Below are 16,555 nucleotides of genomic sequence, written 5' to 3'. Positions count from 1 at the left end.
GTGATAGGAGTTAGCTCAAAAGAGCGGTTTTTTTTCATCTCAAACCTGCCTTACGTAACCGTTTAAATAGAAACTAATGGCATATTTTTTCTCAAGTGATATAAGAGCGGCATAAATAAAAAAACCATAAACCTAGGCTAGGTTGACCCCATGAAATTAATGTTGTCTTTAGGCTCGCTGTCGGCTAACAGTTTGCCTATCGAAAAAAAACAGCAAGTGCTGATCGATCTTGTGATCCGCACTTATCAGTCACACGAACGAACGGAGCTTTTTAAGGCAATTACGGACTATCGTAAAAACCAGCTGACCGCTCTCTTTCCTGAACATGCTAACAAAAGCTATTCCATTATCTTTGAGTTGATGGACTATCGTGACCTTATTGAACGATATCCTAGCACCCTGTCCGAAGAAGCTGCTTTGCTTGAAAAAGTCGTTGGTCAGTGCTTTATGCATTGGCTGGACTTCTGGTGTGAGTGCGAGATTGCCGCTATTAAAGCGAAGTTTCCGTTGAAGGAAAACGAATCACCAGCGCCACGGCTTCTCTGTGAAGACAATGCTTACTATGGTGCTCTAGTTGAGCGAGTAGAAGACACTCAACTTATGGTACAAATCCCAAGCCACCCGCAGGCAATGCCACTCAGTGATGCGATCGCATTGAGTAATCTTGAGCTTTTTATACAAGGTGAAAAGTGGTACGAGATGCTGTCGCTATTGTCTTTGTCTCAATTTGGTAAGCACTTCATCGTACTGAAACACCCAGATCAGGAGTCTTGCCCTACTCTGGTGGCTTCCGCGCTTATTCAGGATTGGTCTATTCGCGATACTTGGCTCAGCTACGCGCCACAGTTTAGTAATGAGCAGTGGAATTACTGCTTTCCTAGTTATGGCTATTCTGAATTTACGCGTTTACAGCTATTTACACCCTCAACACTGTTAAAATGTTACTCTCTCCCAGAATTTGATAACGAATTCAAGTTACAATTGTCTAATACACAAGCCGTTTGCGAAGTGTTGCGCCTGACCGTAAGTGGAAACGCTCAACAAAAACTCTACTTCCTCTACCTCGCTCAGAAAGAGTTGATGAGTGTGTTGCATCAGACAGGTTACAAAATTGGCTTCACTATTATCGAGCAACCTTTCATGCTCAACTTTTATCGAGCTATCGATGCGAAGGCGTATTTCCATTCGGGATGCTGCGACTTAAATGACGATGGCAAACAGACTTACCGTGGATTCTGGAATTTTGAAATGATGGTCAAAGCATTCAGTAACATCGACTTTCGTGGTTATAAACGTGCTGTTCGAGCGAGCAGAAAACGCGGTTCGTTAGAAAGGGATGAGCATGTTTGATTTTAGCCTAGAGGCTATCGTCTACGCCAAAGCCATTACGCTCCTCGCGACCGTGGCTGTCGTCATGATGTGGCTCTTCTATTACTGCTATCGACTTAAGCAAAAAAATGAAGTGATCTTTGGTACTCACCACGCAGCTTATATTGCGTACTCGGTGTGTATCATTGCGTGGATCAGCAGCAATGCTTATTTCCATACCGATTTACTGCCCGAGCTCGGAGCTTCGGCTGGCATGTTCATGGCTAAGTTTGCCAACCTCGCTTCCTTCTTCGCATTTGCTTTTGCCTACTATTTCTCATGCCAGTTAGCGGCGGAGCAACGCAAAGGCAAAGTACACCGATGGCAGCAAGGCATCTTTGTTTCATTAACTGTGTACTCGCTGTTTATCAATTTGCGTCCCGGTTTGACCGTAGAGCACGTCGATATTGTCGGCCCAAGTCAATTCGTGATCGAGTTTGGCCCGCATACCTCTTATTTCTTTATCGGCCTCGTTAGCTTTGTTGTACTGACGCTCGTCAACCTTGTCGCCATGCGAACAAACAGCAGTAAGCTGACTCTAGCTAAGACCAACTACATGATCGCTGGTATCTTAGTATTCATGCTTTCGACGGCCGTTATTCATCTTGGTATGACCTACTTTATGGGAGATTTCTCGTTGACTTGGTTACCACCAGCCTTGTCGATAAGTGAAATGCTCTTTGTTGGTTATGCACTGCTGACCTCCCGCTTCTACAGCGTAAAGTACATTGCTTACCTCGCTCTTAGCGCGCTGCTGGTCTGTGCTATTTTCGTTCTGCCTTTAGGCGCAATATTTATCCCACTTACGGACAGTAATCAGTGGCTTATTGCCACACCTATCTGCGCCCTTATTGGTATTACTTGGCACCTTTTGTATAAAAAGGTCAGCCGATATTCATCGTTCTTGATATATGGCGACAAGAAAACACCAGTACAACAAATCTTGTCACTTGAAGAGGATTTTAAGCTCTCTATTGATGATACGATGCGCCGTCTGGGTAAGCTGCTGCAAATTCCCAATGACAAACTACGCCTCGTAACCAGTAACTACAACGAAACCTTTTACGAAGAGTACCTTTCATCAAACCGCTCGGTGTTGGTGTTTGATGAACTCTCTGAAGAGCTCGAATACAAGGTATCGGCAAAGCGCTCAATGAAGGCGCTGTATGACAAAATGAGCTCAAACAACACCGCTTTGGTTATGCCGCTGTATGGGCAAGGTAAATCGGTTACGCACTTATTGGTTTCTCCCCACAAGAGCAACAACCAAATGTTCTCGAATGAGGAAATCTCAGCAGTTCAAACCTTGCTTACTCGAGTACAAAGTACCATTGAAGCGGATCGCCGTATTCGACAAAGCCGTGCGCTAGCTAACTCTATTGCTCACGAAATGCGTAACCCTCTTGCTCAAGTTCAGTTGCAATTTGAAGCATTGAAACAGCATATTGAGAATCATGCGCCCGTTGAACAGATCAAACTAGATATTGAAAATGGCCAAGCCGCAATTCAGCGCGGTCGCCAACTCATCGATATCATTTTGCGAGAAGTGAGTGACAGCTCGCCAGAGCACGAACCTATCGCTATGACCTCGATTCATAAAGCCGTCGACCAAGCTGTCAGCCATTACGGTTTTGAAAATGAGAAAATCATCGAAAGGATTCGTCTGCCACAGCACACTGATTTTGTGGCAAAACTCAATGAAACCTTATTTAACTTTGTCATTTTCAATCTGATTCGTAACGCAATTTACTATTTTGACTCGTATCCAGACAGTCAAATTGAGATCAGTACGAAAACGGGTCCTTACGAGAATACGCTGATTTTCCGCGACACTGGCCCGGGTATCGATGAAACCATCTCTCATAAGATCTTCGACGACTTTTTCTCTTACCAAAAGAGCGGCGGCAGCGGCTTAGGTTTGGGCTACTGCCAGCGTGTAATGCGTTCTTTTGGCGGCAGAATTGAGTGTGAGTCTAAGCTTGGCGAATTCACAGAATTTCATTTGTACTTCCCTGTTGTCCCGAATGCACCAAAAGCAGACACATTACGCACGCCTTACTTCAACGATTGGAAGCAAAATAAACGAAGTAATGAACATAAAGTCGCGTCCAACGTACAACTGGATAACCAAGCACCAACAGTGCTCATCGTCGACGATAAAGAGGTGCAACGTGCGCTGGTTCAGATGTATTTGAACCAACTTGGCGTTAACAGCTTACAAGCAAACAACGGTGAAAATGCCGTCGAAGTGTTTAAGGCAAACCACGTAGATTTGATTCTGATGGATGTGCAAATGCCTGTTATGAATGGATTTGATGCAAGCCAAAGAATTAAAGAGCTGTCTCCTCAAACCCCGATTATCGCTTTATCAGGGGAGTCTGGAGAACGCGAATTAGACATGATCAACAAGCTAATGGACGGTAGGCTAGAAAAGCCAACCACGTTAAACGCTTTACGTCATGTTTTAGGAAACTGGTTGAACAAAAACACTGCATCGAGCTCTTTTGAAGCTGAGAGAGAATAGTTGGCACCTGATATGCATTGCTGAAGTACAAATCGAATTATCCATAGATTCAAGTCCTCTACAGGATGGAGGAGCAACTTGATAAGGAGTGAACATGATGCTTCACCGACACACATATTACGGCTTGATCCATCACGGTGTTAAAACACTTTTGCTTGATCGCGTGGGTCATTACACAGAAGAAGAATATCACCAGTATCTTAACCTAATGACCGGAAAGTCTACCTGCTTCACCATGTCACATGACGAGCTGGAAGCCACCGTTGACAACCTATTACGAGAGGGTTACCTCGAAGACGTCAAGACGTTGCTCACACGCTACCAAAGCGTCGCGTAACCTCTACCCTCTCCCAAAAATTGCCGTCTTGATTACGGCAATTTTTGTTTCCACTACGCTATAAATGTTCACATTGCCTCAGATTTCGCTAGACTGTCCTCAACTCAACAACTAGGTAGTGTTTGCCTCATGAAGCAAATCCTTGATTTTATCCCTCTCATCGTCTTCTTCGCCCTATACAAGATGTACGATATATACGTTGCAACTGGCGCCCTGATCGTTGCGACTGCTATTCAAATTGTATTGACGTTCGCGCTATACAAAAAAGTCGAGAAAATGCAGCTGATCACCTTTGCTATGGTGGCCATCTTCGGCGGCATGACCATCTTCCTGCACGATGAAAACTTCATAAAATGGAAAGTGACCATCGTTTATGCAATCTTCGCGATTGGTTTAGCCGTAAGCCACGCAATGGGAAAATCAGCAATCAAAGGCATGCTCGGCAAAGAAATCACCTTACCCGATGCGATTTGGACCAAGATTAACTGGGCGTGGGTCGCATTTTTCTCGTTCTGCGCTGGCTTGAATGTCTACGTTGCCTTCGAGCTTCCATTGGATGTTTGGGTGAACTTCAAAGTCTTTGGTTTGTTGATTGCGACGTTCGCTTACATGATTGCAACGGGCTTCTACATCTACAAACACATGCCAAAAGAACAAAAAGAGCAAAAAGAGAACTCATCCGATGTATCGCTTGATGATTAAAAACTCAGTTTTGCTATAATTCGTTCATATTGATAATTCACAGCGACCTTTTAGGTCGCTGTTTTGTTCTTGCTGTCTGGGCTTTTGGCGTTGCCTTATTGCAACCCTCTCAGACTGCGTTGCTAGATTTAATGGATGTCAAAATGAGTCAGGAAATTCAATCCCCTCGCGGCCAACTGCTGCTTCGCACCCTTGCTATGCCTGCCGACACTAACGCCAATGGCGATATTTTCGGTGGCTGGATCATGTCTCAGCTCGATTTAGCGGGCGGTATTCTTGCTAAAGAAATCTCTTCTGGTCGAATCGTAACGGTATCAGTATCAAGCATCACCTTTAAAAAACCCGTTCGAGTCGGCGACGTTGTATGTTGTTACGGCGAATGTACCAAAATCGGCCGCACTTCTATGAGCATTGATCTTGAAGTCTGGGTGAAGCCAATCAAAGAGCACGGTATCGAAGATCGTTTCATGGTTTGTGATGCCACGTTCAACTACGTTGCGATTGATAGCGAAGGCAAACCACGTCCAATTCAGAAGTAACGAATAACTCAATAAAACAGAAATGCTAGGAAGAGTCTCACAATTTTTCATGTTTACTTGTGAGTGGCACAAAAAAGGCGTTAAATTAAGACTTTACCCTACCAATTAAGGAACTATGCTATGTGGTACGTCATCTTTTCTCAGGACGTCGAGAATTCGCTGGAAAAACGTCTAAGTGTTCGCCCTCAACACCTTGAGCGCTTGCAACAACTTCAAGACGAAGGCCGCTTACTAACAGCAGGTCCAATGCCAGCCATCGACTCTGATAATCCGGGTGAAGCGGGCTTTACTGGATCTACTGTCATAGCAGATTTTGCTTCTTTGGAAGAAGCCCAAGCCTGGGCAGATGCCGATCCATACATAGCGGCGGGTGTTTACGAAAATGTCATCGTAAAACCGTTCAAGAAAGTGTTTTAAGTTATGAAAAAATTACTGTGTCTCTTCCTCGCATTTGGTGCGTTAGCTGGCTGTTCATCAAATGATGATAAACAGCGCCAACTTGAGCTAATGGCTTCAAACCGTGCGGGTGTACTTTCAGCGGGCTTACCGCTTGAATATGGTCCACTTAAGATTTTACGTATCTCATCCAACAAAAATGTGGTTGAGATGATGATGATCTACAACGACGATGCGCTGGGTGCTAAGCCATTAAACCAAGTGGTAAATACCAGTATTTACACTTACTGCAATACACCAGCAGTGCGCGAACAGATTGATATGGGCTTGATGTACCGTATTAAGATCCGCAACTCACGTGGCCAGCTAATGGCGGATGAGTTGGTATCTGAACAAACTTGTACTGCAACTCAGCAGCCACAGTAATGCGCTTATTCGTTCACTAGAATGAGTAAAAAATCAGATAAGAAGAAAGCGAGGCTCAATGTCCTCGCTTTTTTATTTCCATTCGCTAGTAATCATTACGCGAGCTCAGTTCGTAACTTTTTCGCAGCCGAAACCAGATTGGCTAACGCCGCTTCTGTCTCAGCCCAGTTTCTCGTCTTCAAACCACAGTCTGGGTTCACCCATAAGCGCTCTACTGGCACCTTCTCTGCAGCCTTCTTCAACAGTGCTTCAATCCACTCTTGTGTCGGAATATTCGGCGAGTGAATGTCGTAAACACCAGGGCCGATTTCGTTTGGATAATTAAACGCTTCAAACGCTTTAAGTAATTCCATATTAGAACGAGACGTCTCGATAGTTATCACATCCGCATCCAAAGCCGCAACGGAGTCAATGATTTCGTTGAACTCGCTATAGCACATGTGCGTGTGAATTTGCGTTTCAGGTTTTGCACTGGCTGCCGAGATCTTAAATGCATCCACTGCCCATTGTAGATAGGCGTCATGGTCACGTTTTTTAAGTGGTAAGCCCTCACGAATTGCAGGTTCATCTATTTGAATGATATTGATACCTGCATCCTGTAGGTCTGACACTTCATCACGAAGTGCAAGCGCTAACTGTTCTGCAATTTCTTTACGAGTGATATCTTCTCACGGGAACGTCCAACATAGTATCGTCACCGGCCCCGTGAGCATGCCTTTCATCTGCTTACTGGTTAATGACTGCGCGTAAGTAGACCATTCAACCGTGATCGGCTTTTCACGTTCAATATCTGCCACAACAATGGCAGGTTTTACACAACGAGAGCCATAGCTTTGTACCCAGCCGAATTTAGTGGTTTGGAAGCCAGCCAAGTTTTCTGCAAAATACTCCACCATATCGTTACGTTCAGCTTCACCATGGACCAAGACATCAAGGTCTAACGCTTCTTGACGCTTAACAGCATCAGCGATGTGCCCTTTCAACGCTTGGTTATATTCCGTTTCTGAAAGCTTACCTGTTCTATAAGCACTGCGTTGAACTCGAATCTCTCCGATTTGGGGAAATGAGCCAATGGTCGTGGTTGGTAACAATGGTAGCCCAAGTACCTCAGCTTGATGGGCTGCACGCTCTGCATAAGGAGCGCTGCGTTGAGTGAGTGACGCCGTAATGCTATTGAGTCGCTCTTGCACTTGTGGCTTGTTCACATGAGTCGCCGTCTTGCGATCCTGAATGGGTTGGCTGTAGGTATCACAAGCTAGAATCGCATTATGGTCTCCGTCTAATGCACGGCCGAGCAACGCCACTTCCGTGACTTTTTGTTTAGCGAACGCAAACCAGCTTTTGACTTCATCACTCAATGCTGGCTCTAAGTCTAAATCAACCGGGCTATGTAATAGAGAACAAGAGCTCGCGACCCAAAGTCTGTCACCTAGGCGTTCTTTTGCAGACTGCAAACGCGCAAGCTGGGTGCTTAAGTCCGTACGCCAAACATTACGACCGTTCACGACACCAGCCGACAACACCCAATGTTCTGGTAGCTTAGCAATCACCTCATCCAATTGCTCTGGCGAAGCCGATAGATCAATGTGTAAACCATCGACATTTAATTCGACAATCTTATCGAGTGTGTCACTTACCGAACCAAAGTAAGTGGTCAGAAGGACTTTTACATCGCTGCGAATCACTTGATAAGCCAACTTGAACGCGTCAGTCCACTTGTCTTCAAGTTCAAGTGAAAGAATTGGCTCATCAATTTGTACCCATTCCATACCTTGGCTTGCCAACTTAGAAAGGATCGTTTGGTAGGCTGTCAATAATCTAGGTAGCAGGGTAAGGCGATCAAATCCCTCTTCCACTTCCTTGCCTAGGTAGAGATAACTCAGTGGGCCAAGCAGTACAGGCTTTACTTTATGCCCCGCTTTGATTGCTTCGTTCACTTCCTCAAACAACTGCGGCCAACTGACTTCAAACGCATCGTCCTTGCTGAACTCGGGCACAATGTAATGGTAATTGGTGTTAAACCATTTCGTCATGTCTGACGCCGCAGCACCTGCACAACCGCCCCCCGACTGAGACTGACCGCGGCCAACTTTAAATAAAGTGTCTAAATCCGGGAATCCGTTGGAGTGGCGTTTTGGTATGTGTCCTAGGAGTAATGTGGTAGTTAAAACATGATCGTACCAAGCAAAATCGCCAGCAGTTGCAAAGCTCAGACCTGCTTCCGTTTGTGTGTTCCAGTTTTTCTCGCGCAGTCCAGCCCCGAGCTGTTTAAGTTCAGCTTGATCGATCTCGCCTCGCCAGTATTTCTCTAGTGCAAATTTGAGTTCACGTTTTTCCCCAATGCGTGGGTAACCGAGAATATGCGTTGTCGTAGCCATGTCCGTATTCCTTTTTCTGTGTCTGATATTAAGGTCAGTACATCGGGAACAAAATTCACCAAGATGTCTGGATGGCTAAAACTATCTCTCTCACGCATGGATTGGACAACATCCAATTATTCAACTTGTTTACTAAAAAACTTCATATTGAGCGATCTCACTCGCACTAGATTAAAACAAATAGACGTCTAGACGTTTACATATCCACTTTTTCTCGTTAAGTTAATAAAGCTCATGGCAGATACATAAGGATGAAAGGGATTCATGATAGAGTTGAAACACTTACGTACCCTCACCTCGTTAAGAGATACAGGGTCACTCACTGCGACCGCGACGGCATTGCACTTAACGCAATCCGCCCTTTCACACCAAATCAAAGACCTTGAATCTCGTATTGGCGGACAACTATTTTTACGAAAAACCCGCCCGGTAAAGTTCACGTCTGAAGGCGAAATCTTGCTTCGTCTCGCCGATGAAGTGTTGCCAAAACTCGCCAGAGCCGAAAACGAACTTGCCAGCCTCAAAGAAGACGTAAATGGCCGTTTGCATATGGCGATAGAATGTCACTCTTGTTTCCAATGGCTGATGCCTGCCCTTAAGGAATATCAACTCACTTGGCCAAGTGTCACGCTTGATTTCTCTTCTGGTTTTGGTTTTGAGCCGCTTCCCGCCTTACTTGCAGGGGAATTGGATTTGGTTATCACATCCGACATACAACCACGCTCTGAAGTGCACTATGAACCACTCTTTGATTTCGAAATGCGTCTGATTACTTCCACTAGTCATCCGTTAGCCGACAAAGACATCATTGAGCCAAACGATCTGGCTGATCAAACCATGCTTTCCTACCCGGTTCAGAAGCAAAGGTTGGATGTAGTAAAACACTTCTTACAACCTGCAGGAATTGAACCTGCCAAATGGAAACAGGCAGACAATACCCTAATGCTGGTCCAAATGGTGTCGGCGGGTTTGGGCGTAGCGGCATTGCCGAATTGGGCGATATCGGAGTTTTCTCGCCAAGGGCTGATCACAAGTAAACCTTTTGGTGATGGGTTATGGCGTCGCTTGTTTGCTGCAACACGAAACTCAGAAAAAGATAAGCGTTACTTACAAGCCTTCTTTGCAACCGCACGCCAGCAATGCAAAAGCCACCTTGACGGCATCAAGATGACTTAGAAAATTCGGAAAGAGAGACGAGATTAGCGTTCGTAAGATTTGAATTGATTGGTGAGTGGGTCATATTGGTAACCAAGCATATCAAGCTTGCCCACCACCGATTCCACATCCATCTCATACATGGAAACCAGTTCTTCAAAGCTGTCGCACTCTAAGCGCAGCTTTTCATTAACGATACCCAGCAAGATAATGCTGTCCCAGTTACTCACATTGCTTAAGTCCATAGCGACACTCCTCTAAAACAAGGTATTCGACCTCAATTCTGTTGAGCACATGCGTCTTGGCGCGCTCTAAACGAATAGAGGCTGTATTTAAAGCGTAGACTTAATCTAATGATTTGAAAGTGAGCTCGATCTAAATCCCGAGCTCACCAATAGGAATTCTGACAGGAGTGTTATGCTAAAGGGCTTACGCACCTAGCTGAAATAGACCTTGAAGGCTAGTCATTGAAGCAAGTGCAAGCAGTAGTGCCGCTGCTAACTGAACTTTGTTCGGTGCTTTATGAGTAAAGATATGCCAGCACCAAACCACAATTGCCATGATCAGCATCGCCAGTGATGCCAAGATATGTTGCGTGACCGAGTTTAGTGTCGCTTCATCCAATTGATAAGCGGAAAACAAAGTCATCACCACCAACAACATCCCCGATACCACACCGGTCACAGGTAAAATACGGTGGAAAGCTTGCAGACGGCTACGTGCAATAACCAGAAGCAGCTGAGCAAATGCCGCACCTAAGAAGAAGATCATCAGTGCCATTGACGCTGAAGCGGCCCAATGCGGTTGTTCGAACACTTGAATACTCACATAAGCAAACGCCAAGCCGTTCGCCAAATGCAGTGCCCATAAAGGACCTTTTTCACGAGTCTTTTTAGTTTGAACTTGAGAGTAGAAATAGAAGATCGCGAACACGACCATAAAGGCTTCAATACGCAATGAAGCCACTGCTAACCAAAGAATACCAATTGATGGCAACATCTTGTGCAAACGACCACGTTGACCCGGACAGATATCGCCCTTAATCAACAGCAAGGTCAACAGCGCTTGCGCGCCAAACAGCATTGGAGGAAAAGTTAACAGCAGTTGTTGAATCATGTTGAATGCAAACTCAAAAGTCATTTTGGGGTGGCGATAATAGCAAATCGCCTACCGCCAAACCACCTAAACCCAATATGGCTTTTAGTTATTACTCATGGGTAAGCATCCATTAGAGTGAAGCCAAATAACCCAGCACATCCTCTTGAGTTAGCAAGCCACGATACTCGTTTTGCGAGTCACATAAAATCCATGGGAATTTGACCCTCGCTTTAACTAAGGCTTTCACTTCAGATACCGGCAAGCTCGCATCCACTCGTTCGAACTCCGTATTCATCACTTGGTTAACTGGACGCTTCCAGATACGGTTCTCTCGCTCCGATTCCAGATCCGTCCCCATCGCGGGTGTTAAATGCAAATTGATCTGCTCCTTAGTAATCAGACCAACACAGTGCCTTTCATTGATCACAACTAAGGGCGCATCGGGGCTAAGGTTCATGTATTCAACCGCTAGTGACAAAGGCTCGCCAGGATCTAAACGCCTCACATCACGATGGCTGAGTGAGAGCAGCGATTCATCATGATTAGGTTTTACTACTATCCCATCAAACAACGGCTTGTGGCATTGCGGCTTATCCAATAAAACCAGAGGGACCGCTTGAGAGAATAAATACCCTTGCATGTAATCAACACCAACGTTGGCTAGCACTTTCAATTCCTGTTCCGACTCAACGCCCTCAGCGACCACCTTTACATTGAGCTTATGGGCTAGCTCAGTCATCATCTTAACGATGTGGAATTTCGTGCTGCCTTCTTCAATGTTCTTAACAAATTTGCGGTCAATCTTGATCAGATCAAAATGCCCTTTCTCCAAGTAAGAAAATGACGAGTAACCAGTACCAAAATCATCAATTGCTATCTTGATGCCCTGCCCGCGCAACTCCTCCAACGCTACCGTATGCTCTTGGTCTTGCTCAAAATACGCCGTTTCTGTAAGTTCAATCGTAATTAGACTCGGGTCTACATCACTCTCAGAAATTAAGTCTAAAGAACTTTGCAGGACTTGGAGAGCGTCTAATTTGGTATTCAACGAGCGATTGATAGTTAAGCCAACATCTTCGCCGTAAATCTTTTGGATATGAGTTAATTGCTTCAGTGCTTTCCGACAGACCACATCATCCAAGGCGGCAATCAATTCAAGATCTTCCACCATCGCAATCATTTCCTGCGTATCGTAGGTTGTATTTTGATGATAAAAACGCGCTAACGCCTCAAACTTCACCACTTTCCCACTTCGAGTCTCAATGATAGGTTGGTAGTAAACATCGACAAGTTGACTCTCAATTTGCGCTCTCAAAAATGCTTCAAGATGGGAACGCTTGACCAACTCATCGTGCAATTCACTGTTATAAAAACTGAAGTAATTTTGGTCATCTGACCGAGAAGAGATCATCGCTTGCGCGGCGTGGACTAATGCATGCTTGGGTTGTCAGTATCGTAACCCAGTACTGATATCCCAGTTTGCCCTTCAATAATGACATCATGCATACTCGAACCCAACTCACTTCTAATTCCACAAAAAAGCCTCTCAATGCAATTTGAATCAATCTCAGAGGGCTGAGCCATTGGCAACGAGGCGTTTGCAAACAGATGGCAAAAACATCTTTAGATAACTGACCCACAATACTCGCGTGGCGACTTCGCATTAAAAAATCAGCGAACCCAAGTTGCTGTTCAAGCGCCGTTTTTTCCGAGAAACAGGGGCGCAGAGCCATAACAATGCTCAAGTCTTTGTTACTGTTTTCTCGTGCTAAATTTCCAAGCTGAGTTTCAAACTCATCACGTGGAGGCAAAAGGCAGAATATTGTTGGGTTTGCTCACCCACTTTCTTCATCCAAAGCAGAGAAGCAGAAATATCCGTCGAAACGCCAAGATACAGGGTTCGACCAGACGTAAAGTTAAGACGATAAATACACAAATGGTGCGCTTGATGGTTTCCTTTTGAAGTGCGACTTAATAAGTTACCGCTCCAGTAGCCTGCTTGGTCAATCTGCTCCCACATGTCGTCGTAGAAAGCTTGGCTATGATGTTCCGAGCTAAAAATGTTGGTTTTCAAACCGATGATATCGCGATTTTCGTACCCCATCTGTTGTTCAAAAACCCGATTACAACCCAGGATTCGAGTATCTTGGTCAGCAATCAATATCCCCACATTGGGCAAGTCAAAAATGGTTTCGAGGATTTTCGCCAATTCCTCACTGCCAGTGATCGTCAATTGAGGAATGACGGTACCTTGAACAATGTGATCATTCAGGCGTTCAAAGCTCATATCGACGTGAACGAGCATGGCCTCGTTTGACATTAAGCAACAAGACAAGTTGCCATACCCTCCATGACGCTCTATCTGAGCAATTTTTTCTTTTGCAGCGTCTCGTTGCCCTAACAACATATGCTCCAGCAATTCATCCAACCCGCTAATCGGTTTCTTTAAACCAAATGCGGACATCATACCCTTTTGGTCACATTCAAATTCTCGGGTCTGGATATCATAAGACCAATCGATAACTTGAGAATGACCGGATGCGGGCTGCACTTCTCCTTGTGCGATAGACACTAATTCACTCATAACCTAGCCCCCTGTTTGTATCAGCCATGACTACGAATATTGATTACCCACGGTGTCCCCTGATTTTGCTGTAGTTTTATGATTGCAAAGTGGTCAAACACCATTTGGAACGTCGATACGCTAGGTCAATATTCACAGTCAAAATGACGTGTGCATTAGCATGCACTTAATTAAATTATAGAAAGAGTTTTTGATAAGCACACTGTTGCTAACAAATAATTCTTATCACTTGCGAAGCCAATAACCATAAGGCTTTGAAGGACATAACGCAGTAAAAACCACCAGCCTAATTGCGAGTTATTTTCATCTAGCAATAAAACTTACTGAACTAAGCTTGATATGGGTACTTGGGTATAGATACCTGATTATCAAATCGCTATAATTCGCGCTCCCTGGAACAGAGAGCAAAATATGACCAACGACATTACTCCTATTCATGAGTACAAAAAATACTGGGCTGAGTGTTTTGGTACGGCACCGTTCTTGCCGACCAGCCGCAAAGAAATGGACGCCCTAGGATGGGATAGTTGTGACATTATCATTGTCACGGGTGACGCGTATGTGGACCACCCGAGCTTTGGTATGGCGATCATTGGTCGTCTTCTGGAAGCACAAGGCTTCCGTGTCGGTATCATTGCTCAACCAGAATGGAACAACAAAGACGCTTTCATGCAGCTTGGTAAGCCAAATCTGTTCTTCGGGATCACCGCGGGTAACATGGATTCCATGATCAACCGTTACACGGCGGATAAAAAGCTTCGTCACGATGATGCGTACACACCAAACAACGAAGGCGGAAAGCGTCCTGACCGTGCCACCTTGGTGTATTCGCAGCGTTGTCGTGAGGCCTACAAAGGCACGCCTATTGTTCTTGGCGGTATCGAAGCAAGTTTGCGTCGTGTGGCTCACTACGATTACTGGTCAGACAAAGTTCGTCGCTCTGTGCTGTTCGATGCGAAAGCGGACATTCTTCTTTTCGGTAACGCTGAGCGTGCCCTAGTAGAAGTCGCACATCGTCTTGCTGATGGCGAAGACATCTCGACCATGACCAACATTCGCGGTACTGCGGTTAACCTGCCAGCAGAGCCAGAAGGTTACACCGTTATCGATTCTTCTCGTATTGAGAAACCTCGTAAAGAAGCGTTCGTACCAAAGAACCCTTACGAAGTGGAAACTCAGTGCGATACCAAAAAAGAAGAGCCTGTTGCACAGCCAATCACGATTCGCCCATCACGTCATGATGCAGCGAACACAGCGGTGCGCCTACCAGCCTTCGAAAAACTGCACAACGACCGCATTCTTTATGCGCATGCCAGCCGTGTTCTGCACTTAGAAACCAACCCATATTCGGGTCGTGCTCTACTGCAACGTCATGGTGACCGTGAACTTTGGGTAAACCAAGCGCCAATCCCTCTGACTACAGAAGAGATGGACTACGTATTCGGCCTATCGTACGCGCGTGTTCCTCACCCTATGTATGGCAAAGCAAAGATCCCTGCTTACGACATGATCAAAACTTCGGTTAACATCATGCGTGGTTGTTTTGGTGGCTGTTCTTTCTGTTCGATTACTGAGCACGAAGGCCGTATCATTCAAAACCGTTCACAAGAATCCATCATCAATGAGTTGGAAGAAATCCGCGACAAAGTGCCTGGCTTTACCGGTACAATTTCTGACTTGGGTGGTCCAACGGCAAACATGTACCGTCTTGGCTGTAGCGATCCAAAAGCAGAAGCAAACTGTCGTCGCCCTTCTTGTGTGTTCCCGGGTATCTGTAACAAGCTAAACACGGACCACAAGCACACCATCGACCTTTACCGTGCTGCGCGTAAAGTAGAAGGCGTGAAGAAAGTTATGATCGCATCTGGCGTACGTTACGACCTTGCGATTGAATCACCAGAGTACGTCAAAGAGCTGGTAACTCACCACGTAGGCGGTTACCTGAAGATTGCTCCTGAGCACACAGAAAAAGGTCCACTGGATCTGATGATGAAGCCGGGCATGGGTACTTACGATCGCTTTAAAGAGATGTTTGAGAAGTACAGCGCGGAAGCAGGTAAAAAACAATACCTGATCCCTTACTTCATCTCTGCGCACCCGGGTACAGAAGACGAAGACATGCTGAACTTGGCTCTATGGCTGAAGAAGAACAACTTCGAGTGTGACCAAGTACAGAACTTCTACCCATCGCCAATGTGTAACGCAACGTCGATGTACTATTCAGAGACCAACCCTCTGAAACGCGTGAAGTACAAGCAGCGTGAAGATGTGCCAGTGGCAAAAGGTGAACGTCAACGTCGCCTACATAAAGCCCTGCTTCGCTACCACGATCCAGCTAACTGGCCAATGATCCGTGAAGCACTGATCAACATGGGTAAAAAACACCTGATTGGTGATAAACAAAACTGTTTGGTTCCGGCAGAAGACATTGATGCGCAAACACCAGCACAACGTCGTAAGTCTGGTCGTCACGGTGCAAACCGTTTTGCAACCAAACACACCAAAAACCAACCGGGCTTCGGTGGCCACTTGAATAAACGCTCTGAAGGTGGCTCACGCGACGGCAAGCCATCTGGCAACCGCAACGGTTCAGGTAAAGCGCAAGGCGGACAAAACGGCCAAGGTCGTGGCAACCAAAACGGTCAGCGTCCTAATACGGGAGCACGTCCTGGTAGCAAAAACCAAAACCGCTCCATCGGTGCGGGCTCACAAGGCCAAGGTCGTCCTCAAGGTCAAGGTAAACCAACGGGTCAACGCAAACCTAAGCGCCGTTAATTCAATAGAGCTTGAATAGTAAACTTGAATATTAAAAAGGGCTCCAGAGATAACTCTGGAGCCCTTTTTTTTGTCCGGATAATCATTGTTCTTTAGAACGGGCTCTTTCAACCACACTTATTCTCTTTCGATACAAAAAATGGTATTCGCCAACCAACTTATTGGAAAAAAAAACAACTTTTTGGTGATAGCAGAATTTAAAAAGAATTAAACCATTGGTTTTCATATATTTTATTTTGGTGCGATATTTGCCTAATGAAGGAAAACTCTTAA

11 protein-coding genes and 2 pseudogenes are annotated in these 16,555 nt (G+C 45.4%); 9 read left to right on the top strand and 4 right to left on the bottom strand.

What is annotated here, in order from left to right; all coding sequences use genetic code 11:
* The first annotated feature begins 150 nt into the window (after nt 1-150).
* The 7 genes from luxM to KIV40_RS11000 all read left to right on the top strand — a co-directional run bounded on the left by luxM (nt 151) and on the right by KIV40_RS11000 (nt 6,292).
* The gene (gene luxM / locus KIV40_RS11030) at nt 151-1,350 is read left to right on the top strand and encodes an acyl-homoserine-lactone synthase LuxM (protein ID WP_038889958.1); all 1,200 of its coding nucleotides are present in this window, start codon (nt 151-153) and stop codon (nt 1,348-1,350) included.
* Nucleotides 1,343-3,892, top strand: a complete 2,550-nt coding sequence (locus tag KIV40_RS11025; protein ID WP_285349187.1) for a hybrid sensor histidine kinase/response regulator — start codon at nt 1,343-1,345, stop codon at nt 3,890-3,892. The genes luxM and KIV40_RS11025 overlap by 8 nt, the downstream gene beginning before the upstream one ends.
* Nucleotides 3,893-3,986: 94 nt before the next feature.
* Entirely contained in the window at nt 3,987-4,229 is a 243-nt protein-coding gene (locus tag KIV40_RS11020; protein ID WP_285349186.1) for a hypothetical protein, read from the top strand.
* Nucleotides 4,230-4,358: 129 nt separating this feature from the next.
* On the top strand, nt 4,359-4,931 hold the full coding sequence (locus tag KIV40_RS11015) for a septation protein A (protein ID WP_038889956.1): 573 nt from the start codon (nt 4,359-4,361) through the stop codon (nt 4,929-4,931).
* Between the two features lie 143 nt (nt 4,932-5,074).
* Complete coding sequence (gene yciA, locus KIV40_RS11010) at nt 5,075-5,470, top strand: acyl-CoA thioester hydrolase YciA (protein WP_010649449.1); 396 nt, start codon at nt 5,075-5,077, stop codon at nt 5,468-5,470.
* Nucleotides 5,471-5,590: 120 nt separating this feature from the next.
* Nucleotides 5,591-5,887: a YciI family protein gene (locus KIV40_RS11005; RefSeq protein ID WP_005430936.1), complete on the top strand. Its 297-nt coding sequence runs from the start codon at nt 5,591-5,593 to the stop codon at nt 5,885-5,887.
* A 3-nt stretch (nt 5,888-5,890) separates the two neighbouring features.
* The gene (locus KIV40_RS11000; protein ID WP_038889955.1) at nt 5,891-6,292 is read left to right on the top strand and encodes a GspS/AspS pilotin family protein; all 402 of its coding nucleotides are present in this window, start codon (nt 5,891-5,893) and stop codon (nt 6,290-6,292) included.
* A 95-nt stretch (nt 6,293-6,387) separates the two neighbouring features.
* Here KIV40_RS11000 and metE read toward each other — a convergent pair.
* Nucleotides 6,388-8,670 (bottom strand): annotated as a pseudogene (gene metE / locus KIV40_RS10995) (5-methyltetrahydropteroyltriglutamate--homocysteine S-methyltransferase).
* Nucleotides 8,671-8,934: 264 nt separating this feature from the next.
* Between metE and metR the strand changes: the two are divergent.
* Complete coding sequence (gene metR / locus KIV40_RS10990) at nt 8,935-9,846, top strand: HTH-type transcriptional regulator MetR (protein ID WP_285349184.1); 912 nt, start codon at nt 8,935-8,937, stop codon at nt 9,844-9,846.
* A gap of 23 nt (nt 9,847-9,869) precedes the next feature.
* Here the strand turns inward: metR and KIV40_RS10985 are convergent, their stop codons facing one another.
* From KIV40_RS10985 to KIV40_RS10975, 3 genes and pseudogenes are all read right to left on the bottom strand, one after another.
* A complete protein-coding gene (locus KIV40_RS10985; RefSeq protein ID WP_005445023.1) occupies nt 9,870-10,070 on the bottom strand; it encodes a DUF4250 domain-containing protein in 201 nt (66 codons plus the stop codon).
* Nucleotides 10,071-10,254: 184 nt separating this feature from the next.
* On the bottom strand, nt 10,255-10,965 hold the full coding sequence (locus tag KIV40_RS10980; protein ID WP_012128355.1) for a hypothetical protein: 711 nt from the start codon (nt 10,963-10,965) through the stop codon (nt 10,255-10,257).
* A gap of 88 nt (nt 10,966-11,053) precedes the next feature.
* Nucleotides 11,054-13,507 (bottom strand): annotated as a pseudogene (locus KIV40_RS10975) (EAL domain-containing protein).
* Between the two features lie 411 nt (nt 13,508-13,918).
* On the opposite strand from KIV40_RS10975, the gene KIV40_RS10970 reads away from it, so the two are divergent.
* Entirely contained in the window at nt 13,919-16,282 is a 2,364-nt protein-coding gene (locus KIV40_RS10970; protein WP_285349183.1) for a YgiQ family radical SAM protein, read from the top strand.
* Nucleotides 16,283-16,555 lie beyond the last annotated feature (273 nt).

It is taken from the genome of Vibrio sp. D173a (genome assembly GCF_030248475.1).
Note: the sequence above shows the minus strand (reverse complement) of the source record. Positions and strands in the feature narration are given on the sequence as shown.

Excerpts from the sequence above, each read along its gene's own strand:
- KIV40_RS11005 (WP_005430936.1), top strand. The coding sequence starts at position 5,591 with ATGTGGTACGTCATCTTTTCTCAGGACGTCGAGAATTCGCTGGAAAAA.
- metR (WP_285349184.1), top strand. The coding sequence starts at position 8,935 with ATGATAGAGTTGAAACACTTACGTACCCTCACCTCGTTAAGAGATACA.
- KIV40_RS11015 (WP_038889956.1), top strand. The coding sequence starts at position 4,359 with ATGAAGCAAATCCTTGATTTTATCCCTCTCATCGTCTTCTTCGCCCTA.
- KIV40_RS11020 (WP_285349186.1), top strand. The coding sequence starts at position 3,987 with ATGATGCTTCACCGACACACATATTACGGCTTGATCCATCACGGTGTT.
- yciA (WP_010649449.1), top strand. The coding sequence starts at position 5,075 with ATGAGTCAGGAAATTCAATCCCCTCGCGGCCAACTGCTGCTTCGCACC.
- KIV40_RS11000 (WP_038889955.1), top strand. The coding sequence starts at position 5,891 with ATGAAAAAATTACTGTGTCTCTTCCTCGCATTTGGTGCGTTAGCTGGC.
- luxM (WP_038889958.1), top strand. The coding sequence starts at position 151 with ATGAAATTAATGTTGTCTTTAGGCTCGCTGTCGGCTAACAGTTTGCCT.
- KIV40_RS10970 (WP_285349183.1), top strand. The coding sequence starts at position 13,919 with ATGACCAACGACATTACTCCTATTCATGAGTACAAAAAATACTGGGCT.
- KIV40_RS11025 (WP_285349187.1), top strand. The coding sequence starts at position 1,343 with ATGTTTGATTTTAGCCTAGAGGCTATCGTCTACGCCAAAGCCATTACG.
- KIV40_RS10985 (WP_005445023.1), bottom strand. The coding sequence starts at position 10,070 with ATGGACTTAAGCAATGTGAGTAACTGGGACAGCATTATCTTGCTGGGT.
- KIV40_RS10980 (WP_012128355.1), bottom strand. The coding sequence starts at position 10,965 with ATGACTTTTGAGTTTGCATTCAACATGATTCAACAACTGCTGTTAACT.